General features: G+C 70.0%; 25 protein-coding genes. 5 read left to right on the top strand and 20 right to left on the bottom strand.

The window, feature by feature from the left end; translation table 11 throughout:
• Positions 1–5: 5 nt before the first annotated feature.
• Entirely contained in the window at positions 6–1355 is a 1350-nt protein-coding gene (locus ACFW0G_RS01865) for an NlpC/P60 family protein (RefSeq protein ID WP_378322720.1), read from the bottom strand.
• A gap of 373 nt (positions 1356–1728) precedes the next feature.
• Between ACFW0G_RS01865 and acnA the strand changes: the two genes are divergently transcribed.
• Both acnA and ACFW0G_RS01855 read left to right on the top strand, forming a co-directional pair.
• Positions 1729–4539, top strand: a complete 2811-nt coding sequence (gene acnA / locus ACFW0G_RS01860; RefSeq protein ID WP_378322719.1) for an aconitate hydratase AcnA — start codon at positions 1729–1731, stop codon at positions 4537–4539.
• Positions 4540–4648: 109 nt separating this feature from the next.
• Positions 4649–5446, top strand: a complete 798-nt coding sequence (locus tag ACFW0G_RS01855; protein ID WP_378322718.1) for an alpha/beta fold hydrolase — start codon at positions 4649–4651, stop codon at positions 5444–5446.
• On the opposite strand, the gene ACFW0G_RS01850 is transcribed toward ACFW0G_RS01855, so the two are convergent.
• The 14 genes from ACFW0G_RS01850 to ACFW0G_RS01785 form a co-directional block, all read right to left on the bottom strand.
• The gene (locus ACFW0G_RS01850; protein WP_378322754.1) at positions 5447–6157 is read right to left on the bottom strand and encodes an MgtC/SapB family protein; all 711 of its coding nucleotides are present in this window, start codon (positions 6155–6157) and stop codon (positions 5447–5449) included.
• Positions 6158–6440: 283 nt separating this feature from the next.
• Positions 6441–6692, bottom strand: a complete 252-nt coding sequence (locus ACFW0G_RS01845) for a DUF3703 domain-containing protein (protein ID WP_378322717.1) — start codon at positions 6690–6692, stop codon at positions 6441–6443.
• 9 nt (positions 6693–6701) lie between these two features.
• Entirely contained in the window at positions 6702–7298 is a 597-nt protein-coding gene (locus ACFW0G_RS01840; RefSeq protein WP_378322715.1) for a TetR family transcriptional regulator, read from the bottom strand.
• 68 nt (positions 7299–7366) lie between these two features.
• Complete coding sequence (locus ACFW0G_RS01835) at positions 7367–8992, bottom strand: phospholipase C (RefSeq protein ID WP_378322714.1); 1626 nt, start codon at positions 8990–8992, stop codon at positions 7367–7369.
• Positions 8993–9006: 14 nt separating this feature from the next.
• A complete protein-coding gene (locus ACFW0G_RS01830; RefSeq protein ID WP_378322753.1) occupies positions 9007–10155 on the bottom strand; it encodes a Dyp-type peroxidase in 1149 nt (382 codons plus the stop codon).
• Between the two features lie 32 nt (positions 10156–10187).
• Positions 10188–11369 carry an EfeM/EfeO family lipoprotein gene (locus ACFW0G_RS01825; protein WP_378322713.1) on the bottom strand — a complete coding sequence of 394 codons (1182 nt, stop codon included), beginning with the start codon at positions 11367–11369 and terminating at the stop codon, positions 10188–10190.
• 240 nt (positions 11370–11609) lie between these two features.
• On the bottom strand, positions 11610–13238 hold the full coding sequence (locus ACFW0G_RS01820) for an alpha/beta hydrolase (protein ID WP_378322752.1): 1629 nt from the start codon (positions 13236–13238) through the stop codon (positions 11610–11612).
• A 157-nt stretch (positions 13239–13395) separates the two neighbouring features.
• Entirely contained in the window at positions 13396–13869 is a 474-nt protein-coding gene (locus ACFW0G_RS01815) for a nitroreductase family deazaflavin-dependent oxidoreductase (protein WP_378322712.1), read from the bottom strand.
• A complete protein-coding gene (gene egtD / locus ACFW0G_RS01810) occupies positions 13862–14839 on the bottom strand; it encodes an L-histidine N(alpha)-methyltransferase (RefSeq protein ID WP_378322711.1) in 978 nt (325 codons plus the stop codon). Before egtD ends, ACFW0G_RS01815 begins: the two co-directional genes overlap by 8 nt.
• A complete protein-coding gene (gene egtC / locus ACFW0G_RS01805) occupies positions 14836–15600 on the bottom strand; it encodes an ergothioneine biosynthesis protein EgtC (protein ID WP_378322709.1) in 765 nt (254 codons plus the stop codon). Before egtC ends, egtD begins: the two co-directional genes overlap by 4 nt.
• 6 nt (positions 15601–15606) lie before the next feature.
• Entirely contained in the window at positions 15607–16959 is a 1353-nt protein-coding gene (egtB, locus tag ACFW0G_RS01800; protein ID WP_378322708.1) for an ergothioneine biosynthesis protein EgtB, read from the bottom strand.
• Positions 16956–18227: a glutamate-cysteine ligase family protein gene (locus tag ACFW0G_RS01795; protein ID WP_378322707.1), complete on the bottom strand. Its 1272-nt coding sequence runs from the start codon at positions 18225–18227 to the stop codon at positions 16956–16958. The genes egtB and ACFW0G_RS01795 overlap by 4 nt, the downstream gene beginning before the upstream one ends.
• Positions 18228–18318: 91 nt before the next feature.
• Complete coding sequence (pip, locus tag ACFW0G_RS01790) at positions 18319–19266, bottom strand: prolyl aminopeptidase (RefSeq protein WP_378322706.1); 948 nt, start codon at positions 19264–19266, stop codon at positions 18319–18321.
• A gap of 39 nt (positions 19267–19305) precedes the next feature.
• Entirely contained in the window at positions 19306–20280 is a 975-nt protein-coding gene (locus ACFW0G_RS01785; RefSeq protein WP_378322705.1) for a helix-turn-helix transcriptional regulator, read from the bottom strand.
• Positions 20281–20416: 136 nt separating this feature from the next.
• On the opposite strand from ACFW0G_RS01785, the gene ACFW0G_RS01780 reads away from it, so the two are divergent.
• Positions 20417–20812 (top strand): RidA family protein, encoded by a 396-nt coding sequence (locus ACFW0G_RS01780; RefSeq protein WP_378322751.1) that lies wholly within the window; start codon positions 20417–20419, stop codon positions 20810–20812.
• A 42-nt stretch (positions 20813–20854) separates the two neighbouring features.
• Here the strand turns inward: ACFW0G_RS01780 and ACFW0G_RS01775 are convergent, their stop codons facing one another.
• The 5 genes from ACFW0G_RS01775 to ACFW0G_RS01755 are packed head-to-tail and all read right to left on the bottom strand — an operon-like array spanning position 20855 to position 24474.
• Positions 20855–21361, bottom strand: a complete 507-nt coding sequence (locus ACFW0G_RS01775; RefSeq protein ID WP_378322704.1) for a GNAT family N-acetyltransferase — start codon at positions 21359–21361, stop codon at positions 20855–20857.
• Between the two features lie 46 nt (positions 21362–21407).
• Entirely contained in the window at positions 21408–22139 is a 732-nt protein-coding gene (locus ACFW0G_RS01770; RefSeq protein ID WP_378322750.1) for an ESX secretion-associated protein EspG, read from the bottom strand.
• A 25-nt stretch (positions 22140–22164) separates the two neighbouring features.
• On the bottom strand, positions 22165–23445 hold the full coding sequence (locus tag ACFW0G_RS01765; RefSeq protein WP_378322703.1) for a hypothetical protein: 1281 nt from the start codon (positions 23443–23445) through the stop codon (positions 22165–22167).
• A gap of 1 nt (position 23446) precedes the next feature.
• Positions 23447–24073 carry a DUF3558 domain-containing protein gene (locus tag ACFW0G_RS01760; protein ID WP_378322701.1) on the bottom strand — a complete coding sequence of 209 codons (627 nt, stop codon included), beginning with the start codon at positions 24071–24073 and terminating at the stop codon, positions 23447–23449.
• Positions 24070–24474: a hypothetical protein gene (locus ACFW0G_RS01755; RefSeq protein ID WP_378322700.1), complete on the bottom strand. Its 405-nt coding sequence runs from the start codon at positions 24472–24474 to the stop codon at positions 24070–24072. Before ACFW0G_RS01755 ends, ACFW0G_RS01760 begins: the two co-directional genes overlap by 4 nt.
• A gap of 218 nt (positions 24475–24692) precedes the next feature.
• On the opposite strand from ACFW0G_RS01755, the gene ACFW0G_RS01750 reads away from it, so the two are divergent.
• Positions 24693–25289, top strand: coding sequence for a TetR/AcrR family transcriptional regulator (locus ACFW0G_RS01750; protein ID WP_378322699.1), 597 nt, complete (start codon positions 24693–24695; stop codon positions 25287–25289).
• A gap of 48 nt (positions 25290–25337) precedes the next feature.
• Entirely contained in the window at positions 25338–25904 is a 567-nt protein-coding gene (locus tag ACFW0G_RS01745; protein WP_378322697.1) for a TIGR03086 family metal-binding protein, read from the top strand.
• Positions 25905–25979 lie beyond the last annotated feature (75 nt).

The following is a 25979-nucleotide window of genomic DNA, read 5'->3' as shown; positions in this document are numbered from 1 at the left end:
ACCGGTCAGCCGATGAGACGCGTGGCGTACGGCATGATCTCGCCGTAGCGCACCGACGTCACGTGCACGACCGTCCCGGACTCCTGCGCCTCGATCATCTGCCCGCCGCCGAGGTACAGCGCGACGTGGTGGACGTTGCCAGGGTAACCCCAGAACAGCATGTCGCCGCGGCGCATCTGGGAGATCGGGACCTGGCGCCCCGAGGTGTACTGGTAACCGCTGTAGTGCACCAGGGAACGCACCCCGGCGAACGCGTAGATCATCAGGCCCGAGCAGTCGAAGCCGATCTTGTTGTAGTCGCCGTAGGCGTCGGCGACCCCGCCGTCGCGGATGCCGTAGGTCGGGCCGCTCGCGTTGCCGCCGCCCCAGGCGTAGGGCAGGCCGAGCTTGGACATCGCCCGCGCGATCACGGCCTCGACCGTCGCGCCCGCCGGAGCCGACGGGCCCGGGTCGCGCCACGCGCCGCCGCCTCCGCCGCTATTGCCACTGCCCGAGTTGCGCAGCGCGGCCTGACGGGCCCGCTCCTCTTCCTCGCGCGCCTTCTGCGCGCGCCAGTCCTCGTAGCGCTGACGCTGGCCCTGGAGGCCGTCGACCTTCTGCTGCGCGGTGAAGAGCTGTTGCTCCACATCGGACTTCTGCGCCTCGAGCTGGCCGTTCTGCGCGGCCTGGTTCCGCCGCGCCTCGACGGCGGTCGCCTGCGCGGCGTCCGCGCCCGCCTTCGCCTGCTGCGCGGCGGCCTGCTTCTGCTGGGCGACGTCGAGCGCCTTGCGCGCCGCGGCGTCCTTGTTGGACTTCTCCGTCTGCGCCTGCTGCAACGCCTCCAGCGCGTTCAGCCGCTTGCCGCCGACCGCCTCCAGCAGCTGCGCCCGCGAAAGCATGTCCTTCGGGCTGTTCGAACCGAGGTAGGCCGACACCGATCCGATCGTGCTGCCCTGCTCGAAGCTCGCGGTGGCGAACGTCTTGAGGTCGGCGCGCGCCTTTTCGATGGCGCCGGCGGCCGCGTCGGCCTCGGTCCGTGCGTTCTTCGCGTCGCGGTCGGCCTGCGAGGCGGCGTCCTGCGCGGCTTCCATGTCCACGCGCGCCTTGTTGGCCAGCTCCTGCTTCGACTCGAGGTCGCTCTGCAGCTGGGTGAGCCGCTGCTCGGCCTGCGCCAGCTGGTTCGTGAGCTTGCCGACCTCGCCCGCCTTGGCGTTGGCCGCGGCCTTGCCGGCATCGATTTCCGAATCGCTCGGATTCGGCGGCGGGGGCGGCGCCGCGGCACCCACACCGGTGACCCCGAGCAGGATCGCCAGCCCGAACGCGCCGACGGTCAGCCCTCTCCGGACCCCGTCCCGCTCGCCCCGCCGGATCGGCACGATCCGCCACCTCCCAGTCGGTCACACATCGGTCATAGACATCCGATGCCCCTGCTGTCACATCATTATCAGAAGCACCATCAGAAACTTACACACCGTAGGCAACAAATCCCCATATCGGGTGACCCCTGCGGCCAGGTGAGTCCGCACGGCCCGTGTCACAGGCGTGTCGTCTTGAAGTGAAAACAGGACACGCGTACTGTTTGAGGGGACGGACGAGGTGTGCCATCCCGCATCCGGACCTACGGTGGGGATGCGCAAAACTCGGTCGGGGCCGACCCGACGGCTCCCCGCCAGAAGACCGAGAACCACACACCGAACTGACCCGGGACGGACGTCGTAACGGCGCGAGTCCATGCCACTGGAGTTAGACGTGACTGCACCTGCCAGCAAGGACAGCTTCGGCGCCAAAGACACGCTGAAGGTGGGCGACGCCTCGTACGAGGTGTTCCGCCTGAACAAGGTCGAGGGCTCACAGCGCCTGCCCTACAGCCTGAAGATCCTGCTCGAGAACCTGCTGCGCACCGAGGACGGCGCGAACATCACCGCCGACCACATCCGCGCGCTCGGCGGCTGGGATCCCAGCGCCGATCCGTCGATCGAGATCCAGTTCACGCCCGCGCGCGTGATCATGCAGGACTTCACCGGCGTGCCGTGCGTCGTCGACCTCGCCACCATGCGCGAGGCGGTCACCGACCTCGGCGGCGACCCAGACAAGGTCAACCCCCTCGCGCCCGCCGAGCTGGTCATCGACCACTCGGTCATCATCGACGTGTTCGGCCGCGCCGACGCCTTCGAGCGCAACGTCGAGATCGAGTACGAGCGCAACCGCGAGCGCTACCAGTTCCTGCGCTGGGGCCAGGGCGCCTTCGACGAGTTCAAGGTCGTCCCGCCGGGCACCGGCATCGTGCACCAGGTCAACATCGAGCACCTCGCGCGCACCGTGATGTCGCGCAACGGCCAGGCCTACCCCGACTCCTGCGTCGGCACCGACTCGCACACCACCATGGTCAACGGCCTTGGCGTCTTGGGGTGGGGAGTAGGTGGGATTGAGGCCGAGGCGGCCATGCTGGGCCAGCCGGTGTCGATGCTCATCCCGCGCGTGGTCGGCTTCAAGCTGACCGGCGAGATCCCCGCCGGGGTCACCGCGACCGACGTCGTGCTGACGATCACCGAGATGCTGCGCCGCCACGGCGTGGTCGGCAAGTTCGTCGAGTTCTACGGCGAGAGCGTCGCCCAGGTGCCGCTGGCCAACCGCGCCACCATCGGCAACATGAGCCCCGAATTCGGCTCCACCGCGGCGATCTTCCCGATCGACGAGGAGACCGTCCGCTACCTGAAGCTGACCGGCCGCTCCGCGGAGCAGGTCGCGCTCGTCGAGGCGTACGCCAAGGAGCAGGGCCTCTGGCACGACCCGTCGCACGAGGCCTCGTACTCCGAGTACCTCGAGCTGGATCTGTCCACTGTGGTCCCGTCCATCGCCGGCCCGAAGCGCCCGCAGGACCGCATCGAGCTGTCCGACGCGAAGTCGTCGTTCCGCAAGTCGATCCACGACTACGTGGACGGCGAGCAGGAGACCCCGCACACCAAGGTCGACGAGGCCGTCGAGGAGTCGTTCCCGGCCTCCGACCCGGCCGCACTGTCGTTCAAGGACGAGGACGCCGTCGACATCCAGTCGGCCGCCAACGGCGGCAGCGGCCGCCCGAGCAAGCCGGTCAAGGTGTCCAGCGCCGACCGCGGCGAGTTCATCCTCGACCACGGCGCCGTCGTGATCGCCTCGATCACCTCGTGCACCAACACGTCCAACCCGTCGGTCATGCTCGGCGCCGCGCTGCTCGCCCGCAACGCCGTCGAGAAGGGCCTCACGGTCAAGCCGTGGGTCAAGACGTCGATGGCGCCCGGCTCGCAGGTCGTCACCGACTACTACACCAAGGCCAACCTCTGGCCGTACCTGGAGAAGCTGGGCTACCACCTGGTCGGCTACGGCTGCACCACCTGCATCGGCAACTCCGGCCCGCTGTCGGACGAGATCTCCGCCGCGATCCAGGAGAACGACCTCACCGCTGTCTCGGTGCTGTCGGGCAACCGGAACTTCGAAGGCCGGATCAACCCGGACGTCAAGATGAACTACCTGGCGTCGCCGCCGCTGGTCATCGCCTACGCGCTCGCCGGGACGATGGACTTCGACTTCGCCGCCCAGCCGCTGGGCACCGACACCGACGGCAACGACGTGTTCCTGAAGGACATCTGGCCGTCGGCGCAGGAGATCCAGGAGACCATCGACTACGCGATCACGCAGGAGATGTTCACCAAGGACTACGCGGACGTCTTCGACGGCGGCGAGCGCTGGAAGTCGCTGCCCACCCCGGAGGGCAAGACCTTCGAGTGGGACGCGAACTCCACCTACGTCCGGAAGCCCCCGTACTTCGAGGGCATGGCCGCCGAGCCCGCCCCCGTCACCGACATCTCCGGTGCGCGGGTGCTGGCGAAGCTGGGCGACTCGGTCACCACCGACCACATCTCCCCCGCCGGCGCGATCAAGCCGGGCACCCCGGCCGCGCAGTACCTGGTCGAGCACGGCATCGAGCGCAAGGACTTCAACTCCTACGGTTCCCGGCGCGGGAACCACGAGGTGATGATCCGCGGCACCTTCGCCAACATCCGGCTGCGCAACCAGCTGCTGGACGACGTGCAGGGCGGCTACACCCGCGACTTCACGCAGGAGGGCGCGCCGCAGGCGTTCATCTACGACGCGGCGCAGAACTACGCCGCCGCCGGAACGCCGCTGGTCGTCCTGGGCGGCAAGGAGTACGGCTCCGGTTCGTCGCGTGACTGGGCGGCCAAGGGCACCTCGCTGCTGGGCGTCCGCGCGGTCATCACCGAGTCGTTCGAGCGGATCCACCGGTCGAACCTCATCGGCATGGGCGTCATCCCGCTGCAGTTCCCGCAGGGCGAGTCGGCCGCGTCGCTCAAGCTCGACGGCACGGAGACGTTCGACATCTCCGGCATCACGAAGCTGAACGAGGGCGAGACCCCGCGCACCGTGCACGTCACCGCCACGAAGGCCGACGGCACCAAGGTGGAGTTCGACGCCGACGTCCGCATCGACACCCCGGGTGAGGCGGACTACTACCGCAACGGCGGCATCCTGCAGTACGTGCTGCGCAAGATGACCCGTTCCTGACCCTTTCGGGCGGAGTTTCACCGGAGGCCCCCTTTCCCGCGCGGGAAAGGGGGCCTCCGTTTTCCGTTGTGGCTAGGCTGAACACCGCACATCGGCGATGGGGGGCTCCGTGAGCACGGTCGAGATCTGCAACGGTCATCTGCACTACGAAGCCGCGGGCGACGGGCGACCGGTCGTGTTCCTGCACGCCGGTGGCCTGACGAGCGCCCAATGGGACGCCGAACTCGCCCGGTTTTCCGCGCACCACAAGGTGATCCGCTACGACGCGCGCGGCCACGGAGATTCCTCGGACGCCGTGCCGACGCAGCCGTATACCCACGCCTACGACCTTCGTGAACTGCTCGACGCACTGGACATCGAGCGCGCGATGCTCGTCGGCTGTTCGATGGGGAGCCGCACCGCGATCGACTTCGCGCTGACCTGTCCCGAACGGGTCGAGGCGCTCGTGCTCACGTCGCCGGGGATCAGCGGGATGAACCAGCGAGACCCGTTCGTCCTCACCTTGAACGAAAGGATCGCCGAGGCGATCGGCGGGGGCGACCACGAACTGGCTCTCGAACTCGTCATCCAGATGCTCGTCGACGGACCGAAGCGGGAGCCGGAGGACGTCGATCCCGCCGTCCGTGCCCACTGCCGCGTCATGTTCCTCGCCACCGGGACGAAGCATCCGGGGAACAACCCCGTTTCGTACGAACTCGACGCGATCCCGCGCGTCCACGAGATCGCCGCGCCGATCCTCGTCATCACCGGCGAACTCGACTACCTCGACATCCACGGCGTGGCGGACCATGTGGCCCGCCACGCCATGGACGCGCGCAAAGTCGTCGTGCCCGGAGCCGGGCACATGCTCAACCTCGACCGGCCGGACCGATTCGCCGAACTGCTCACCGAGTTCCTTTCCCGGTGATCACGCCGCGACCAGGACCTCCCAGCGGACGCTGCTGACCGAAGGCTCCAGAGACAGCCGCGACACCGCGGACTCCATCTGCGCGTCGTCACGCTGGTCGCCGATCAGCTCGGCGCGCACCTCGACGGCGTGGTCGTCCGGCCGGTCCGTGCTGAGCACCGAAAGCAGCCGGAAGTCCGTGCGCGTCAAGGCTTGCACCAGCAATGCGCGGACGTGCGCCTCGTCGTCGTCCCGGGTGACGGCCTGGAAGGCGTAGTGGGTCGGGGTCTCGTCACCGGTGTCGGGACGGCGGTCGACCGCGCGGCCGAGCGCCCGCAGCAGGATGTTGACCGCGACGACCACGACGGTCCCCGCCACCGCGACGCTGTACAGTCCCGCGCCCGCGAGCGCGCCGACCGCGGCCGAGCACCACAGCGTCGCGGCCGTGTTGAGCCCGCGGACGCTGAGCCCGTCACGCAGGATGACCCCGGCGCCGAGGAATCCGATGCCGGACACGATCTGCGCGGCGACGCGGGTCGGGTCGGCGTCGCCGCTGGTGGACAACCCGCCGAACCCGTGCGCGGACAACAGCACGAACAGCGTCGCGCCGACCGCGACGAGCGCGTTGGTGCGCAGCCCCGCCATCCTGGCGCGGTACTGCCGCTCGAACCCGATGACCGCCCCGAGCCCGACGCCCGTGCCGACCCTGAGCAGCATTTCGAAGGTGTTCATCATGATCCCGGCTCTTTTCTGGCGTGCGTACACAAGGCCAGACAGGGAGAAGTGCCGGAGAAACCCCGTACGCTCAGCGCGCGTGCGGTGCCGAGGTGACGGCGCCCGGGATCCGTCCGGTCGTCTCAGGACTGTCTTCCGGCATGTGCCGCTCACCTCGCTTCCGTGCTTGTTCGGCTGGTGAAACCTTGGTCACTATACCGGCACGGGCGTACCAGGACAGTGACGGGTGGTGACGATCACGTCGTGCTCGCGACCAGCGCCGCACTCGCGACGAAGCCGGTCACGCGCGTGCCCCACGAGGCTTGCGGTCGAACAGCGCCGCGCCCACCATCAGCACCGCCTGCACGACGACCCGGTCGAGCCGCCCCGATCGCCACGACGTCCGCAGCAGGCCGCGATGCGCGGCGAGGTGCAGCCGGAGGTCGTCGTGCCCGAGTTCGTGCGCCCGCCCGAAGTGCCGGTACGCCGAGCGCCAGTCCTTACGCGCCAACGCTTCCCGCCCGGCTTCCAGTTCGGCCGAATACGTCTCCATCTTCTCCCCCTACAACCCTTGGACGAGCAGATCGAACGCCTCGTCGATCAACTCGTCGAGTGAACGCTCGCCGTGACGAGCCTGGTTTTCCGCCGCCTGCAACGCTGCGAACGACGCGCCCACGAGCATCCCGGGGTACAGGTCCTGCGCGGGATCGGTGCCGCGCCGCGCGGCGATCTCCGCGCTCAGCGCGGCGATGGTCGCGTCGACCTCACCGAACCGCATCCGGGAGAACAGCTCGGGATACCGCGCGTACAACCGCTGCAGCAGTTCCCATTCCTCGGCCAGATGCGCGAAGTCCGCCGCCGCGGCCATCGCCTTGATCACCACGCGCATCGACTCCGCCGGTGGCTCGGCCGCGGGACGGGCCCGCAGCTCCGCGAGGATTTCCTCGCTCGTCCATTGGTGCGGTTCGATCGAGAACGCGTCGTCCCTGGCGCGGAAGTAGTTGAAGAACGTCCGCGGCGAGATGTCGGCGGCCTTGCTGATCATCTCGACGGTGACGGCGTCCGGCCCGTGCTCGAGCGCGAGACGGACGGCGACCGCCCGGATCGCCGCACGCTTCGCCACTCGGCGACGTTCGAGCCGCCCTTCGGACCCTCCCATGACTTGCACTCTATGCAGCTTTTGCAGAGTCTGCAAGTTCTGCACAGAGTGCAAGTCTGGAACGTCGGTCAGCCCACGACAGCGCCGCTGGCCGGATCGAGCTTCACCGGCTTCGCCTTCGGGGCCGAGAAGTCGAACATGCCGTTGAGCGAACCCGCCTGCTCGTCGAACGAGGCGTCCCCGATCCGGCCGACCGACCAGTTGTCCTCGATGAACTTCAGCACCGACGTCTGGTCGGTCAGCGTGTGGTCGACGTGGTTCACCTTGCTGTAGGGCGAAATCACCAGCAGCGGCAGCCGCGGGCCGTAGCCGCACCGGTCGGCGTAAGCACCCAGCTTGACGGGCTGCGACGTGCACATCGGCGAGTCCTGGGCCGGGTCGTTCGAGCCGTTGACGATCTTCGAGGCGACGTGGTCGTACCAGCCGTCCGAGTCGTCGTAGGCGAGCACGATCGCGGTCGAACTCCACTGCGGCGACTGCTGGATCTTGGTGACCTCGGACGCCACGAAGGCCTGTTCGTCCAGCGGGTCCGAGTAACCGGCGTGACCGTCCTGATAGGACGGAGCCTTGAGGAAGCTCACCGACGGCATGTTCCCGGCGGCCAGCGCGGCGTCGAAGTCGGCCGTGTCGTACTGGTGGTTGGCCTGGTCGTTCGCCCCGATCGCGGCCACCGAACTCGGCGGCAGGTGCTTCGGGTTCGCCGTGGACTTGTAGTACTGGAACGGTTCGTGGTGCGGGCTGTAGTCCACAACGGACTGACCGCCGACGTTCTTGTGCTTCGCGTCGCACGCCGCGTAGTCGCCGTTCTTGCCGGTCGGCTTGAACCCGCCCTGGAACCAGCCCCAGGACAGGCTCTTCGCGTTGAGCAGGTCGCCGATGTTGCGGCCCTGCATCGCGGCGAGGTTGTCCTTGGCGGTGTGGTTCTTGTTCGAGCAGTCGTCGAACGCCGGGTCCGGGTCCTCGATCATCGTGCCGAGGCCGCTCGCGTTCGGCGAGACCGCCGTCTTCGGATCGGTCTTCGGCGCGCCGGTGGCCGGGTCGACCGGCTGTGCGCCGTGGGTCTGGCCCGAAACCAGGTTCACCGCACCGGGGCTGGACGGGCCGAACACGGTGTTGAACGAGTTGTCGTTCAGCGCGTAGTGCTGGGCGTAGTTCCACATCGCGGTGACGGTGTTGCCGTCGTAGTAGTCCATGACCAGGCCGGGCTCACCGAACAGCACCGGCTGTCCGGTGCACTTGTCCTTCTCGGTGTTCTCGACGAACTTGTCCATCTTGCCGCCGTTGAACGCGGCCTGTTCCTTGTTGTAGTCGTGGTCCTGGTCGCAGGTCATCGCCTGGGAGCGCGCCAGCCGCTTCGGGTTGTACGCGTTCGGGTTGTGCGTCAGCAGGTCCGGGGTGAGCCCGTTGACCTGCGGGGTGTTCGGCGCGGGCGTGAACGGGGTGCCCTCGTTGTTCGCCGCGTTCGGGTAGGTCCCGAAGTAGTGGTCGAACGAGATGTTCTCCCCGAAGATCACCACGACGTGCTTGATCGGCGTCGCGGTCGCCGCCGCGTCGGCGCTCACCGCCTGACCGGGAGCGGGCTTCGGCCCGCTCGACGAGTCCTGGCCGCCACTCGAACACGCTCCCGCGGCCAGTGCCACGGCGGCCGCCACCGCGCCCGCCGCGAGCACGCGCCCGCCTGCCCTTGCTTTCACTGTGTGTCCCTTTCCTACGCGAGCAGCGCTCGCCCGTAGTGATCGTCCGGACCGGTCACGCCCGGAAGCGCGAAGAAGTACCCGCCGCCGAACGGCGAGACGTAGTCCACCAGCGGTTCCCCGGCCAGCCGCTGCTGCACGGCCTCGAACTGCCGCTCGAGATCACGTTGGTAGCAGGTGAAAACCAGCCCCATGTCGAGGTTCCCGTTGCCGTCGACACCGCGGTCGTAGTTCACCGACCGGCGCAGGATGCGGCTCGCGTCGGTGTCCGCCGACCGCGGGTTCGCGAGCCGGATGTGGCTGGTCAGCGGGATCACCGTGCCGACGGGGTCGTCGGCGAACCGCGGGACGTCCGTCTCGGTGACGCCGTCCAGCGGGGCGCCGGTGTCCCGGCGGCGGCCGATCATGTTCTCCTGCTCCGACAGCGAAACGCGGTCCCAGAACTCGACGAGCATCCGGATCAGCCGGATCACCTGGTAGGTCCCGCCGGTCGTCCACGCGGGCTCGCCCGGCGCGGGTGTCCACACGAGACTGTCCAGTTCGGACGTCGCGGGGTTGGCGATCCCGTCCTTGAAACCCAGCAGGTTCCGCGGCGTACCGTCCGGGCGGGGCGGCGAGCTGAAGCCGTCGATCTTCCAGCGCGGCTGCATCCCGCCCCGGGTGGCTCGGGCAATGTCCCGCAGGGCGTGCAGCACCGTGTCACTGTCCTCCGCGGACAGGGTCAGGCTCAGATCGCCGTGACACCATGCCGCTTCCAGCGCGTCGTCGGGGAACGTCGGCATCGGCTTCAGCTTCGCCGGTTTCCGGTCCGTCAGGCCGTATCTGCCGTCGAAGAGCGACGCACCGACGCCGACGATCGTGGCGAGCTGCCCCGCCGGGATCTCCGGCCCGAGTACCCCGGAGTCGGACGGCGGCCCGGTGATGCCGAGCGCGGCGGGCGCTCCCCCGGTCGTCAGGAACCGCGCCCGATCGGTCAGCGCGCGCAGCAGATCCGTCAGCTCGGCCCGGTTCTGCGCGATGACGTCGAACGACGCGACGACGCTCCGCCGCGCGGGCTGCGCGAGGATCGAGGCCTGCCGCGGTCCGTGGAACGGGACCCCGCCGGCCGCGTGCGCGCTCGACGTCAGACCGGTGGCCAGTCCGGCACCGGCACCCGCGGCCATCGCGCCACGCAGAAAACTCCGGCGGCGCAGGTTCACCGGATCCTCCTCGGCTCCGCGATCGCCGCGACCGGCGCGAGCAGTTCGGTGAGCTGGCCGACGTCGCCGTTGACCCGCTGCCGCAGCGCCGGATCGAGCCGCGCGACCGGCGTCCAGGATCCGTCCGGACGCCGCGCCGACTCCAGCGTCCGCTTCGTCCTGTCCAGCCACGCATCCACAGTGGACAGACCGGGGAACCGGGTGGTCAGCAGTGGCCGCAGCACGTCGAGCACCGCCCTCGTCCCGTCCACATTGGCCACCGCGGTCGCCAGTGCGGTGCCGCTGCCGAAGTCGCTGCGGCCGGTGAGCTCGAACTGCAGGGTGTTCTCCATGATCTCGTGGGCCCGCAGGCCGAGATCGTTCTGGTCGATCTGGGCGTCGCCGAACCCGTCGCGCAGCGCGCCGGCGTCCTCGGCCAGCCGGTCGGCGACGGCCGCCAGCGCGGGCATCCCTTCGCCATGCCAGAGCCCGTTTTCCAGCCGGTGGAAGCCGGTGAAACCCGGGTCGGCCGTGCCGCCCGGCAGTCCGGTGGCGCGGCCGTTGATGGCCTTGTCGGAATCGCCGAAGGCGTTGTAGGCCGCGCCCAGCCGTTCGTAGGTGAGATGCGCGGTGAGCCAGGCCGTCTCGCTCCTGGCCCGGTCTCCACTGTGGACGGCCGTCCTGAGCGCCGCCACGTCGGCGGCCAGCCTGCCGAGGCCTTCGAGCACGTGGCCGTGGTACGCCTTGACCGGGCCGAGCAGGTCCGCGTCGGTCACCGGGACCACGGCGGGGCCGGGCCGCGCGACGCCGCCGGAAACCCGGACCGTCGGCCCGACGAAGGCCGAACTCCCGTCCGGGACACAGCGGAACGCGTAGCCGCCGTCGCCGAGGTTGACCGGCAGCGCGCGAGTCGTGCCGGGGCCGAGCCCGTCGATCTCGCCGAACACGGTGCCGGTGTCCGGGTCGATGAGTTCGACCTCAGTGCTCGCCGCCCCGCTGTTGTGCACCTGGAGGGTCCGCGGCCCCGGCTTCGGCGCCGTCCAGCCGGCACCGCACGTGGAACGCGACACCTCGATCGGCGTCTCCGCCGCGGCCGGGGTGGCCTGCTCCCCCGGCCAGGTCACGGCGACCACGGTGCCGCCCGCCACCAGCACCACCGCCAGCGCGCCCGCCCACCGGGCGCGCACCGAACGCAGCACGCGTTCTCCCCTCTCGTGAACGATTCGCGCTCACCTTCACGCACCGCGTGTCACGCTGGCAAGCCGAGTTCCGGCTATGCGCCGAACACGGCGGATAGTCCGGTTCGGCGGCCACCGGAACGTCAGCGGCGAGACCCGAAAAGTTCACCCGGAAGGATCATGCGAACGCCGGAAGGACGCCTTCGATGTGTCGGGGACACCGAAGACGTCCTTCCTGGGGACGGCCACGACCGGGGGAGGTCAGCCCTTCGCCGTGGCGGTCGTCTGGAACGGCTGGGTGTTCGGCTGGAACACCTGGCCCGCCGCCGGGACCTTCAGATCGATCAGGTAGTCGGCCGTGGCCTTGTCCACGCCGAGCGACTTGCCGAGGATGCAGTGCCCGAACGCGTCGACCGACAGCAGCCGGGCGTTGCCGAGCTCGTTCGCCATCCGCTTCGCGAACAGGTACTGCGTCGCCGGGTCGTAGTAGTTGCCGACCACGACGACCGGGTTCTCGGTCTGGACCTGCCACGGACCGCGGTAGACGTCCGGGTGCCTGGCGGGCCACACCGGGCAGGCGGCGACGTCGGAGAAGATCTGGTAGCGGCCGAACGTCGGCGACTCCCGTTCCCACTGCGCCGCGAGCCCCGGCACCTTGTCCTGCTTGATGGTGATCTTCTTGTCGGAGCAGTTCACCCCGAAGTACGAGTCGTCACCGGTGTAGGGGCTGTCCGGGTCGAGATCGGCCAGGCCGTTCTTGCCCGGCGCGAGCACGTCGAGCTTGAGCGTCCGCGCCGACTGGGCCTGCGCGGTGGCGGCGGCCGGCGGGTGGATCACGTCGTACAGGCTCTGCAGTTCCTGGGCCAGCGCCGGGAAACCGGCCGGCCGGTAGAGCGTGCTCGAGACGCTGCTGGTGAACTGGCTGATGTCGATCGACCCGCCGCCGGGCAGCTTGATCGGCTGCTGACGCAGATACTCGCGCAGCTCGTCGAACTTCGTCCTCGGGGTACCGGAGCTGAACGCGCACTTCGGACCGGACTGCGCGCAGCGGGTCAGGAACGCGTCGAGCGAGATCTCGAACCCGCGGGCCCGTTCGCGGTCGTACTGCACGCCGTCGCTGGTGCGCAGCGCCGGGTCGACGTTGCCGTCGATGACGATCGCCCGGCTCTGCTTCGGGAACATCGCGGCGTACGTGGAGCCGATCAGCGTGCCGTAGGAGAAACCGACGTAGGTCAGCTTCTGGTCACCGACCGCGGCGCGCAGCTTGTCGAGGTCCCGCACCACGTCCTTGGTGGACATGTGGTTGAGCAGCGCGCCCGAGTTGTTCTTGCAGAACTGCCCGAGGTCGCGGTAGGCGGCCAGCGTGCTGGAGATCTCCGCGCGGCTCAACGGCACGCCGACCTGGGCGCCGTTCACCTCGTCGGCGTCCTCCTGCGTGGTGAAGCAGCGCAGCGGATTGCTCTGGCCCACCCCGCGCGGGTCGAAGCCGATGAGGTCGAAGCGGTCGACGACCTGCGGCTGGAAGTAGCCCGTGCCGCTGATCGGCATCCGCAGCCCGGAACCGCCGGGACCACCGGGGTTGAGGAACAGCGATCCGACCCGCTTGTCCGGCGTGCGCGCCGCGCGCTTCAGCAGCGCGATGTCGATCGTGCCCAGCGAGGCGTCGTCGTGGTCGATCGGGACGCGGTACCGCGCGCAGCTGTAGAACTTCGTCTGGTCGGCGGGCACCCCGCGCAGGGTGTCGGCCGAGCAGGCACCCCAGTCGACCGGTTTCGTCGCTCCCACCTGCGCTGCCGGAATGCCCCCGGCCGGCGCCGCGGCGGCTGTACCGGACATCCCGGTCAGCGCCGCACCGGCCACGAGCGCCCCCACCAGTGCGACCGCGCGCACCCGGCTCTTCGCGGAACTCGGCAAGACTTCTCCTCCCTTGAGTCGCGCTGGCGCCGCGCATGCGGCGTCACCACGCGTTACAGGGGTGAGACTGGCACAAACCGCCGATTCCCGTCACCGGCCGAAAGGATGGTGGGAGGCTATCGACCTGAACGAGTTAGGACGACGGTGTCATCACAAAGATGGGCAACGGGCGCCCGGCGGCCACCCGCTCCATTTCGTAGCCGGGCCAGAACCGCAGCAGTTCCCGCCACATCCGCGAGTACTCCTCGCCGTCGAGCTCCTTCGCCGTGACCGCGATCGCCTTTCCGGCGATCGCGATCTCGGCGTCGGGGCAGGCCCGCAGGTTCAACGTCCACGCGGGGTTGTTCGGGCGGCCCCAGTTCGACCCGGTGAGCACGAACCGGTCGCCGTCCGGGTAGTAGAGCAGGTTGGTACTGCGGGGCAACCCGCTCTTCCGCCCGGTCGTGGTGAGCCGCAACGACGGCAGCCCGGCCAGTGCCACCAGGCTGACCCGGCCCTTGAACGCCCCGTGCAGCTTCTTGTCGGCCCAGATGATCCCGCCCGCGAGCTTCATCACCCAGGGTTTCGTGCCGAGCACGCGAGCGAACGCCGCGAGAGGATTAGCCACGTACGGATCTTGCCAGGCTCACCCCGAACCGCTGCTGTGAGTCCGTCCACCATCGCTCGACGGCGAACCCGGCGGACCCGAGTTCGGCTTCGACGCCGCCCGGCCGGAACTTGGCGGAGATCTCGGTGCGGATGTGCTCGCCGTCGGCGAACTCGACGGTCAGCCCGGCCCCGGGAATCTCGACGGTCTGCCACCCGCGTGACCGCAGCCGCATTTCGATCCACTCGTTCTCGGCGTCCCAGTAGGAGACGTGCTCGAAGGCGTCCGGGTCGAAATCCGCGCCGAGCCGGGTGTTGATCACCCGCAGCACGTTCCGGTTGAACTCGGCGGTGACCCCGGCCGCGTCGTCGTAGGCCCGTTCGAGGACACCGGCGTCCTTCACCAGGTCCGTCCCGAGCAGGAGCCACTCCCCCTCGTCCAGCACGTCCCGCACCGAGCGCAGGAACGCGGCGCGTTCGGCGGGCAGGAAGTTCCCGATCGTGCCGCCGAGGAACGCCACGACCCGGGGCTGGCCGCCGGGAAGCCGGTCGAGGTGCTGGGTGAAGTCGCCGACCACTCCGCGCACGTCGAGCTTCGGGTAGTCCGCGGAGATCGCGGCCGTGGCCTCGGCCAGCGCGGATTCCGAGACGTCCAGCGGGACGAACGCCTCCAGCGTGCCGTGCCCGGTGAACGCGTCGAGCAGCAGCCGGGTCTTCTCGCTCGAACCGGAGCCCAGCTCGACGAGGGTGTGTGCCCCGGTGAGCTGGGCGACGTCACCGGCCCGCGTGGCGAGCACCTCCCGTTCGCTGCGGGTCGGGTAGTACTCGGGCAGCGCGGTGATCCGCTCGAACAGCTCGCTGCCGTCGGCGTCGTAGAACCACTTGGGCGGCAACCATTTCTGCCCGGCTGTCAGGCCGGCGCGGACGTCACCGACGAGTTCGTCGGTGACGTCGGCATGGGCACGGTGGTTGTCCAGATCCACGTCGGTCATCGGGAAGGGTCACTCCGTTCCGGTGTGAGGGGGATGAGGTCGACGCCGGCGCGGCTGACGCGGACGGCGTGCCGGTCGGGCACCGCCGTCCACGCCGGATCCGGAGCACACGGTTCGGAGGCCAGGACGACGCCTTCGGCCGTCCGCAGCATCGCGAGCGAATGTGTCCAGGCCGTGCCGATCAGGGTTTCCCCGTCGGTGAGCAGGAAGTTGAGCCGGGAGCCGGGCGCGGCGGCCTCGATGGAGGTCACCAGCCCGGTCACCGCGGACAGCGGGTCCTCCCCCGCGCGCAGGCGAGCACGCAGCAGGGCCCAGAGCACCGCCGAGTCGGTCGGTGCTTCGAGGGTGAGCAGTTCGGTGATCGGCAGCTGTTTCGACGGCGCGGCCAGCGATTCCGGCCAGCCCCGCACCACGCCGTTGTGACTGAAGAGCCACCGGCCGTCGGCGAACGGCGCCGCGGCCGCCTCGGTGACCGGCATGCCGGTGGTGCCGTTGCGCACCGCGGCCAGGAAGACCGGGGCCCGCACCGAAGCGGCGAGCGCGGGCAGCGTCTCGTCCGTCCACAGTGGACCGGAACGCCGGTACCGCAGCGGCTCGGCCCTGCCGGGATACCAGCCGAGGCCGAAGCCGTCCGCGTTCACCGATCCCCCGCCCCGCATGTCGGCCGGGGCGTAGGACTGCACCAGCAGCGAGTGCGGGGCGTCGAACATCAGCTCGGCGGGCGAACGCGGCTCGCCGAGATATGCGAGGTGTCGGCACATGTCCGGCTAGGCCACCTCGCCCGGACGGGGATCGCGGGCACAGCGGAACCCGCTGAAGATCTGCCGCCGGATGGGATGGTCCCAGTTCCGGAACGTGCCGCGCACGGCCGCCGCGTCGGTCCCGAACGAACCGCCGCGCAGCACCTTGTAGTCCTGCCCGAAGAAGACCTCCGAATACTCGCGATACGGAAACGCGGCGAAGCCCGGGTACCCGTGGAAGTCGCTGCTCGTCCACTCCCACACGTCGCCGATCAGCTGGTGCACGCCCAGCGGGGAGGCACCGGCCGGGTACGCGCCCGCCTCCGCCGGGCGCAGGTGCCGCTGCCCGAGGTTGGCGTGTTCGGCGGTCGGATCCTCGTCACCCCACGGGTACCGGCGGGAGCGCCCGGACACCGGGTCGAACCGGGCGGCCTTCTCCCATTCGGCCTCCGTGGGCAGCCGTTTGCCCGCCCAGGCCGCGTACGCTTCGGCCTCGTAGAAGGAAACGTGCACGACCGGCTCGGCGGCGGGCACCTTCTCGTGGACGCCGAACCGGGTCCGCCACCAGCCGTCCTGCGCCCGCTTCCAGAACCTCGGCGCGGTGATGTCGTGTTCCGTCCGGTACTTCCACCCCGCCGGGCTCCACCAGCGCTCGTCGTCATAGCCGCCGGACTCCAGGAACTCCGTGTACGCGCCACAGGTGACCGGCGTGGTGTCGAGGACGAACGCGTCCACCACGACCTCGTGTGCCGGGCGTTCGTTGTCCAGCGCCCACGGTTCGGCCGTGGTGCCCATGGTGAACGGGCCACCGGGGACCAGGACCTCGGCGGGGCGCCTGCCGGCGGGTGCCCGCGGCGGCTCCGGCGCGCTGAGCACCGGATCGCCCTTGCGCAGCTGGTGCGTCGCCAGCATGGTTTCGTCGTGCTGCTGTTCGTGCTGGGTGATCATGCCGAAGGCGAAGGCGCTGTCGGTGAGCCTGCTGCCTTCCAGCGGCACGTTCTCCAGCACGTCGAACGCCTTGTCCCTGACCTCGCGGACGTACCGCCGAGCTTCGGCGGGGCCCAGCAGCGGCAGTTCCGGCCGGTCGGCCCTGGCGTGCTGGAAGGCGTCGTAGATGTCGTCGATGTCCGGGCGCAGCGCCTCCCTGCCGCCGACGTCGCGGACCAGCCACAGCTCCTCCTGGCTGCCGATGTGCGCGAGATCCCAGACCAGCGGCGACATCAGCTTCGAGTGCTGGCGGACCAGGTCCTCGTCGTCGACCGCGTCGGTGAGCGCGACACTGCGCGCCCGTGCCCTCGTCAACGCCTCCGCCGCGTGTGCGCGCAGATCCTGCGGGCTCAGTTCCCGCAACGGGTTGTACTCGGGAATCGATGTGCTCATGAAGCCCTCCTCGCTCCGTCCACGCGCGCGAGCACGTTTTCGCCGATCTCCGTGATGGTGTCCGGGTGCAGCCCGGTGACGCCGAGTTCGGCGCACCCGAGTTCCACCACCGCCCGCGCGGCCGCCGCGATCTCCGCGTCGGCCAGCCCGGCACGCGCCGCCTCCACCCAGCGACCCTCGACCGGTGCGCAGAGCTCCCGCACCTTGTCCACTGTGGACGGCCGGGTGAGCAGGGCGGTGACGAGGGCGACCGGGTGCAGCCAGCCACCCGGCGGCTGCGCGTCGAGATAACGCAGCTCCAGATAGCCCTGCGGGCGCACCGGCGTGAACATCGTGGTGAGGTGGTAGTCCAGATCCGCCACCGTCGGCCTGCGCAGGACCGCGGCCGCACCGGCGCCCTCGATCCAGTCGCCGAACGTGAGCCCCTCAGGGGCGTCCCATGGCCGGTTTTCCCGGGGCAGCACCATCAACGGCGTGTCCATCATGCGTTCCGCCCACGCCGCGGCGGGGTCCGGGTCGGCCGCGGCCGACCGGGTGCGCACCGGCTCGGTCTCCAGCACGGCGAGCCAGCGTGCCGAGGCGTGCCCGGTGTCCCGCCCGGCGTGCACCCGGGAGTTGGCGAACGCCGCCAGCAGTGGCGGGCCCATCGCGTGCGCGGCGGCCCACCGGGCGGCGAACCCGGTGGATTCCCCGGTGTCGACACAGATCTGCAGCCCGGCGGTGCTGCACATCATGGTGATCCCGCCCGTGCCCAGCGGGGCGAAGCGGCGTTCCATCGCCGCGTACCGCGGGGTGCTGAGAACGCGCCGGGGCGGACGGTGTGCGTCGATGCCCGTCTCGCCCAGTTCGAGATCCTGCCGGGCGAGCAGGGAACGCAGATGGCGAAGATCGGCCGAGACGACCGCGTCGAGTTCACGCAGTCCGGCCAGTGGAGGAGAAGAAATCTCTACCTGGCACCCGGGTTCGAGACTCAGTGGCGAACCACCCGGGAGCGGAGAGGCGGGGCTTTCGGGGCGCAACGTCCGCGGGGTGTGCGGGCCGAGCGCCGTGGCCAGTACATCGGGATCGAGCGGGCGGGCCGGGTCACCGCGATGGTGCACGGTGTACTCCAGTTCCACGCCCACGAGCTTCGGTGGCCCGTGCTTGAAGCACACGGAGGCCACGTACGCCTCGCCCGCCGCTCGATCGGAAAGGACCTTCGCGGTCAGGTTCGACGCACTACCGGACTTCTCCGGGTAGTCGTGCACCGTGTTCGAACGCGCCGTCATATCCGCCCGTCCAGTCTGGGAGCCCGCTCCTTGGGACTCCTTGACTTCGGACGCTACACGCGGGGTCCGACAAAAACAGCGTCGTTCTCAGCTACCCCGCGAACCGATCGGTCGCACCGACGAGCACGTCCCGCATACCCTCCGTCGACACGGTGTGCCCGGACCCGCCCACCATCACGAGTTCACTGCCCGGCCACGCCCGGTTCAGTTCCCACGGTGTCCCGGCCAGATTCCCCAGGTCCAGCACGCCGGCCGCGAGCACGCCGGGAATCGCGGCGAGCTTTCCCGCCTCGCGGAGCACCACTCCGTCCTCGAGCCAGGAACCGTTGCTGAAGTAGTGCGTCACCAGCCGCGCGAACGCCAATCGGTACACCGGATCGGCGAATCGGTCATCGGGCGGCAAATCCGGCAGAATCGCGTCCTCCCACGCACACCACCGGCGTGCCGCCTCGTGGTGCACCGCGGGATCCGGATCCATCAGGAGCCGGTGGTACGCCACGGAAAGATCCCCGTCGCGCTCGTCATCGGGTACCCCGGCGCGGAATTCGGCGAATGCCGCCGGGAACATGGCGCCCAGACCGCGGATCAGCAGCTCCACCTCGCACTGCCGCCCGGTCGCGAGTGCCATCAGGACCATTTCGCTCACCCGGTCCGGATGACGCTCGGCGTAGACGAGTCCGAGGTTGCACCCCCACGACCCGCCGAAAACGAGCCAGCGTTCGACGCCGAGATGAGCCCGCAGCAGTTCCATGTCCCGCACGAGGTGATCGGTCGTGTTCGCGGACAGATCGGCGTCCGGCGCGCTCGCGTGTGGCGTGCTGCGCCCGCAGCCGCGCTGGTCGAACAGCACCACGCGGTACCGCGCCGGGTCGAAGTACCGCCGGAGGCCGGCGGTACTTCCCGTTCCCGGGCCGCCGTGCACCACCACGGCCGGTTTGCCCGCCGGGTTCCCGCAGACCTCCCAATAGAGCGAGTGGCCGTCGCCGACGTCGAGCATCCCGTGCTCGTAGGGCTCGATCTCGGGGTACAGCCCAGCCATCCGCCTCGTCCTTCCGGGAGATACAACAGCGCTGTCATACTAGCGGGGATCACCGTAGCGGCGGGCGATCGCGGCGGCGCGATCACACAGGGAGACGCGCAGCCACTGCGGCGCCAGGGCTTCCGCGTCCGTGCCGAGCTGCCACAGCGCCCATGCGGCGTGCCGGGCGTCCTGGAAGGTCACCTCCAGCCTCAGCCAGCCCTCCGCGTCGGTTTCTTCGGCGCGGAGGGCCAGCGCGGTGTCCATCAGCTCTTCCCGTCGCGCCGGGTTCATCCGCATCAGCACGGCGACCTGGTCGCCGCCGGTCCGGAACCGTGTGCCGCGTTCCTGCCAGGCCTGGTCCAGATCGACCCGGTCCGGCCGCTGGGCGGGTTCGGCGAGTTCCTCGGCGGCCAGGACCCGGGACAGCCGGTAGGTACGGTCCGCGCCGGATCGCGTGGCCAGCAGGTAGCCCTGGTCGCGCACGGTGACCAGGCCGATCGGGTCCACCGTGCGCCATTTCGGGGCCTGATCCGCCGCCGCGTAGCGAATGCGCAGCTTGTGCCCGGCGAGCACCGCGCGCCGGATCTCGGTCACGATCGTGTCGGGCACCTCCTCGGCGACCACGCGGCGCGACAGCAGGTCGGTCTCCGGGTCGATGAGCAACCGCTCGGCAACACCGGCCGCGGCGCCCCGATGGCTTTCGGGCAGCGCGTCGACCACCTTCAGCATGGCCGAAGCGAGCGCCGAGCCGAGCCCGAAAACCTGCGCGCCGCGCCGTGATCCGGCGACCAGCAGGGCGAGCGCCTCGTCGTGGTTCAGCCCGGTGAGCTCCGTCTGGAAACCGGGCAGCAAGGCGAAACCGCCGTGCCTGCCGCGTTCGGCGTAGACCGGGACGCCCGCCGCGGACAGCGCGTCGATGTCGCGCAGCACGGTGCGGGTGGACACCTCCAGCTCGCGGGCGAGCGTGGTCGCGGACAGCCGGCCGCGCTGGCGCAGCAGCAGCACCAACGACACCAACCTGTCGGCGCGCATGGGAAAACCCTAGCGGAATACACGACACAGGATGTCGTGATTCGCTGGGAGGCTCTCCCCACGACGTCGGCACCTGGCCGCCAGCGAGCCGGGGGGCGTCCGTACACCCGATGAATCGAATGGAGCAGATGTGGCGTTGGAACGAACCGCGGTCAACCCGGTGACGTGGTCGGTGGAAATGGGATTCAACCAGGGCGAGGTCGTCTCCGGGCACACCCGCACCCTGTACTGCTCCGGGCAGACCGCGATGAGCGGCGACGGCAAGCCCCAGCACGACGGTGACATGGCGGCCCAGGTGGCGCTGAGCCTCGACAACCTCGAGGCCGTACTCGGCGAGGCCGGCATGTCGCTGGCGAACCTCGTCCGGCTCAACGTGTACACGACGGACGTCGATCTGCTTTTCCAGCACTACGGCGTGCTGGCGTCGCGGCTCGGCGCGGCCAGAGTCGCGCCGACGACCACGATGCTCGGGGTGACGCGGCTGGCGATCCCCGGCCAGCTGGTCGAACTCGAGGGGACCGCCGTCGCGTGACACCCGGCTGCTCGTGCCGGTTCCCCCGGCACGAGCAGCTCGTCACCCGAGGTCCTTGACCAGGAACCGGGCGGGATCGGCGACGTCGTGCGAAGAGCCGTCGGCGTCCACGTACGAGTACCGATCGAGGTAGCGGCAGCCGGTTTCGCGGTAGCCGAGCCGGAGGTAGAGCGCCGCCGCGCGCGGGTTGTCGTCGTCGACACCGAGTCCTATGTGGTGATAGCCGCGATTCCGAGCACAGGTCTCGGCAGTGGCCAGCAACGCGGTCCCGATCCCCCGCGAACGCCGGTCCTCCGCGACGTCGAGACCGTTGATCTCCGGGCAGCCGGGAAAACTCGCCCGGACCTCGGGCGCGGCGCAGCCGTTCCAGCGGATCTCGCCGACGGCGACCGGCCGGTCGCCGTCCCAGGCGACGAGGAAGGTGCTCGTGTTTTCCGCCTGCCGCCGGTACCGGGCCTCGTGATAGCGGTTCGCGCCGGGCGACGGCAGATGGGTTTCGAGCAGGGGCACGTCGTCGGCGCGGCATTCCCGGATGTCCACGTCGGTCATCCTGGCAAGCGGGTGCTCACCGCGCCGCCGATTTTCCGAGCCGTGGTCAGCCCGGCAGCGTCCCGGCGAGTTCACGGAGTGTTTCGGCGAGTTCACGGGTGCCGGCGGGTCCGATGTGGATCACGGCGTCGTCGCCGTCGCCCGTGGTGTAACTGAGGTAGCGGCCCCAGTCGGTGTCGGCGTAGTGCAGGGGCTGGTCGAGGCAGGTGTATCGCCCGACCTCGTCCCGCAGCCCGGCGTACAGCTCACCGCTGCCCGCGACGGGCCGCTGCACCAGCTTCACGACGTCGGCGATCGCGGGTTCGAGCGGATACGCGTCCTCCCCGCGCCGGGCGGCCTCGTGCAGGTCGAAAACCCTTACGGAGCGCGGATTCCCACCGCCAGGGCCGAGTGGCGGGAGCTGCTCGACAAGGGACTCGGCCAACCTGCGCCGGTCGATCTCCTGGACGCCGACCCATTCGCCGTCGGACACCGCGAGCACGGCCTGCAGTCCCCGCGTCGCCGCCAGCACGCCATAGGTCCGCTCGCCGGTGCCGATCCAGCCGTAGAACTCCCGGGCTGGCTTCACCAGCAGCGGCAGCCAGTCGAGGAAGTCGACGAGCGTGCGGCCGTGCGTGTCGACCAGCCCCGCCTCGGCAAGCGCGGCATCGACGCGCTTGCCGGCCTCCGCCCGCGCCTCGTCGGAGAGCCAGATCGGTTCCGGCCGCAACGTCAGGTGCAACCGGCCGATCTGCTCCCGTTCGGCCAGCGCTGCCAGCGCTTCGACCGGCACGTCCACCCGGCCCGTCGCCACGACTCGCCTCCTACTCGCCGATGACCGGCGGACTCGTCTTCTCGTCGGTCCCGAACAGCGAGTCCGGATCCGGCTCGATCAGGAAGTCGGGACGCTGGTGCTCCTCGTCCTCCTCGCGCTCGCCACGCCCGTGCGGCCCCATCGGCCCCATCGGGCCGCTGCCCCGGCCACCGGCCGCCCTGGCCGCGGCGGCTTCCGAAGCCGCCGCGTTGCCGAGCCCGCCGACACCCGAACCACGTCCCCCGCCAAGCCCTCGCGCGTTCTCGCCGACACCGCCACGGCCGTCACCGCCGAGCAGACGGCTCCCCGCGTTGTTGCTGCCGCGACCGCCTCCCGTACCCGGCTCCTCGACACCGTTCCCGAATCCGGTGGTGTTCGGGCCTTGCGTGTTGAGGAGCCCGGTCAGCGTCGATTCGGACCGCTCCGCGTCGCCCACGGGTTTCCGCCCGGCGACGCCCGTCGGTGGCAGGACCCCGGTCCGGCCCGGCCTGGATCCCGTCGGCGTCGTCGTCTCGTCCGTGCCACCGGGACGCCCGGTACCGCCCGGCCGCCCGGTACCGTCCGTGCCACCGGTGTCCCCGGGCCGGTCCGTGCCGGACGGCGTGGTCGGCTTGCCCCCGGTCTGGTCCCCCGAAGTCTGCCCTGGCACGTGACTGCTCGACGTCGTCTGTTCGTTCCCGCCGCGCTTCGTGGTCCGTGTCGTCTTGCCGGGCAACGGCTCGACGTGTCCGGGCGGCGTCGGCTCCTTCACCGAGATCGAGGCGCCGTCGGACTGCAGGAGGCCGTAGTCCGTCGGGAGCGCCGACTTCGTGCTCGACGTGACGTTGCTGTACTGGTCCATCACGCGGACGTTGTTCTCGTTGGCAGCGTTGTACTTCTGCATGCTCTTCTGGTACGAGGTGACGTCGTTCATCGCCATCGACGGCCCCGCGATCGGGATCGCCGCCTTGAGGCCGGTGGTCCAGGGATTCGGCTTGTCCGGCTTCGGCGGGACCTCCACCACCGCGTGCCCGGACGCGTCGAAACTGCTCGCCTGCGCGTCCACCGATGCCGTCGTCGTGTCCAGAGGACCGGCGGTGTCGAAGAACGCCTGCTCGAGCGGTCCCGCCCCCGCGTTCGCGGCGTCCGCGGCGTCACCCGTCCACGCCTTCCGCATCCGGCCCTGCAACGCCTTGATGCTCTCCGCCCGGTCCTTGTACGCCGCCTGAAGCTCGGCGACGCCCCGCGCGGCGGTTCTCAGCCCGTCGGTGTTGCCCTTCGTGAAGTTCTCGTAGATCGCCTTGCCGTCCACGTCAGGCCCCCTTGAGTGTCTTGATGACCGCGGCGGCGACGGTCTGGGCGACCTGGCAGGAATCCTGCTGGCCCTTGTACCCCTGCGGCGCCACGGAAAAAACCAGGTCGTCGGCGATGCCGACGTCGAGATTGCAGTTGCCGCCGGCACGCCGGTCCCGCTTGTCCGCGTAAACCGCCGGATATCCTTCGACGGAGGGCGCGGGCTCGAGGAAGCCCAGCTGCCCGGACCGCTTGCCGGTGTAGAGCCCGGCGAGTCCGCCGAGGCCACGATCACGGTTACCCGTCTCCACGAAGACCTGCAAGCTCAGGCCCTCCGCGCCGATCATCCAGCCGCAATACGGTCCTGCCTGCGTATCGGCCTGATGGGGGTCGGTGTGGGCTGTTCCCGGCTCCGTGTACCGGAGCGGGGTCAGTACCGACTGCGGTACGAGCTTGCACGGGTCCGCCACATAAGCCGACGCATCCAGTGGCCGGGAAACCTTCGGCACATTCGGGTCGGCGGCGGAGGACGCGGTCCCCGCCGCGGTCGGTGACGGCTGCGCGGTGCCGCCCGTGGTGCTCGAACAGGCGGCGAGGCAGAGGACAGCACTCGAGGCGGCCATGATCCGCAGGAGCTTCACGGTCACGTCGCCTGGGTGAGGGGGCCGGCGAGAGCATGGTCGGTCTTCACCGTCTTGCTCTGCGCCTCACGAAGCCTCTCCAGATACCCCTGGACGTACGCCTTCATCGAGTCGTTCTGCGCCTGCAGGGCGGCGATCGAATCGCCTCCCGTGGACACGTAGCTCCCGCTCGCGTCGTCGTGGCCCGGCGGCCGCAGCGCGTCGGCGATACCCCGGATCTTCTGGCCGTCTTCGGTGATCTTCTTGAGCTGGTCCTCCCAGAGGCCGATGACGGCCTTGAGCTCGGCGGGGTCCATCTCGAACTTGCCGCCCCCGCCGGAACCACCACCGCCGTACACCTTGCCGTTCTGGCCCGGCTCGATGCCCCAGACGGCTTGGGCGGCCCGCCCGGCCTCACCGATGATCAACGCCCCCACCTTCCTCACAGGTCACGCACCGTGGTGTCCGGCCACGATGGGCAAAGACTAGCCAAACGGCCGACATCGTGTCAGCAGGACACCGGACGAACACTCCGACGTGGGTGAGGGCGGGCGGGTTCCCCCGAACGCGCAAAGACGCCAGGACCGGCATCACAAGACGTACGTACGGATTGCGATCTCCCCATCCCCAGTGTCAAGATTTCAGAATGCCACGGGTAAGCCAGGATCACCTCGACGCGAGACGGCGCCAGATCCTCGACGGTTCCCGTGTGTGCTTCGCACGGTACGGGTACGAAGGTGCCACGGTCCGGCGCCTGGAGGAAGCCACCGGGCTCTCCCGCGGCGCCATCTTCCACCATTTCCGCGACAAGGAATCGCTTTTCCTCGCGCTGGCCGAGGACGACGCCGTGCGCATGGCCGACGTGGTCGCCGAGCAGGGGCTCGTCCAGGTCATGCGCGATCTGCTGGCGGGGGACACCGAACATCCGGCCGACTGGCTCGGCACCCGGCTGGAGGTCTCGCGGCGGCTGCGGACCGACCCGGAGTTCCGGGCCCGCTGGGCCGAGCGCTCCGAGCAGCTGACCACCGCGACCCGGCAGCGGCTCCAGCGGCAGCGCGACGCCGGCAATCTGCGCGACGACGTGGACGTCCAGGTGCTGACCGCCTTCCTCGAACTGGTGCTGGAGGGTCTGGTCTCCCACCTGGCGATGGGCCTGCCGGGTGACGACCTCGGCCCCGTGCTCGACCTCGTCGAGGAGACCGTGCGGCGGCACCGGACCGGGATCGCGGACCACTCCTCCTGACCTCACCCGCCCGGGATTCCGCTCCGCTGTCGTGGTCAAATGGGGGCCGTGGATCTCCTCGACGCGCACGAGCAGGCCCGGCGGGTGTTCGACGACGCCGTCCACGCCGTCGGCGACCAGGACTGGGACGAGCCGACCCCGTGCACCGAGTGGTCGGTACGCGATCTGGTCAACCACCTGGTGAACGAGCAGCTCTGGGCACCGCCCCTGCTCGACGGCGCGACGCTGGACGAAGTCGGCGACCGGTTCGACGGCGACGTGCTCGGGGACGACCCGGTCGGCGCGTGGGAGTCCTCCTCGGCCGCCGCTCGCGAGGCGTGGACGCGGCCGGGGACACTGCGCCGGACGGTGCACGTCTCCAGCGGGCTGATCCCGGCCGAGGAGTACGGCTGGCAGATGACCATCGACCTGGCAGTGCACGGCTGGGACCTGGCCACCGCGCTCGGCCTGCCGAACCCGGTCCCGGCACCGCTCGCCGAGCGGCTGCTCGACATCCTGCGCCCGATGGTCGACACCTGGCAGGGCATCGGGATCTTCGATCCGCCGGTCCCGGTCGGCCGCGCCGCGGGCGCGCCGACCCGGCTCATCGCCCTGCTCGGCCGCGATCCGCGCTGACCGGAGACCACCGCCACGCGGCACAAGCACCCGATCGGCGCCAAGGACACGTTAAGATGGGGGTCATCGCCGCAG

This window comes from Amycolatopsis sp. NPDC058986 (assembly GCF_042741125.1).
GTDB lineage: Bacteria > Actinomycetota > Actinomycetes > Mycobacteriales > Pseudonocardiaceae > Amycolatopsis.
The sequence above is the reverse complement of the archived record's forward strand: the minus strand, read 5'-3'. Positions and strand labels throughout refer to the sequence as shown.

Excerpts from the sequence above, each read along its gene's own strand:
- ACFW0G_RS01850 (WP_378322754.1), bottom strand. The coding sequence starts at position 6,157 with ATGAACACCTTCGAAATGCTGCTCAGGGTCGGCACGGGCGTCGGGCTC.
- ACFW0G_RS01845 (WP_378322717.1), bottom strand. The coding sequence starts at position 6,692 with ATGGAGACGTATTCGGCCGAACTGGAAGCCGGGCGGGAAGCGTTGGCG.
- ACFW0G_RS01840 (WP_378322715.1), bottom strand. The coding sequence starts at position 7,298 with ATGGGAGGGTCCGAAGGGCGGCTCGAACGTCGCCGAGTGGCGAAGCGT.
- ACFW0G_RS01830 (WP_378322753.1), bottom strand. The coding sequence starts at position 10,155 with ATGGCCGCGGGTGCCGGTGCCGGACTGGCCACCGGTCTGACGTCGAGC.
- egtD (WP_378322711.1), bottom strand. The coding sequence starts at position 14,839 with ATGACCGACGTGGATCTGGACAACCACCGTGCCCATGCCGACGTCACC.
- egtC (WP_378322709.1), bottom strand. The coding sequence starts at position 15,600 with ATGTGCCGACACCTCGCATATCTCGGCGAGCCGCGTTCGCCCGCCGAG.
- egtB (WP_378322708.1), bottom strand. The coding sequence starts at position 16,959 with ATGAGCACATCGATTCCCGAGTACAACCCGTTGCGGGAACTGAGCCCG.
- ACFW0G_RS01795 (WP_378322707.1), bottom strand. The coding sequence starts at position 18,227 with ATGACGGCGCGTTCGAACACGGTGCACGACTACCCGGAGAAGTCCGGT.
- pip (WP_378322706.1), bottom strand. The coding sequence starts at position 19,266 with ATGGCTGGGCTGTACCCCGAGATCGAGCCCTACGAGCACGGGATGCTC.
- ACFW0G_RS01785 (WP_378322705.1), bottom strand. The coding sequence starts at position 20,280 with ATGCGCGCCGACAGGTTGGTGTCGTTGGTGCTGCTGCTGCGCCAGCGC.
- ACFW0G_RS01775 (WP_378322704.1), bottom strand. The coding sequence starts at position 21,361 with ATGACCGACGTGGACATCCGGGAATGCCGCGCCGACGACGTGCCCCTG.
- ACFW0G_RS01750 (WP_378322699.1), top strand. The coding sequence starts at position 24,693 with ATGCCACGGGTAAGCCAGGATCACCTCGACGCGAGACGGCGCCAGATC.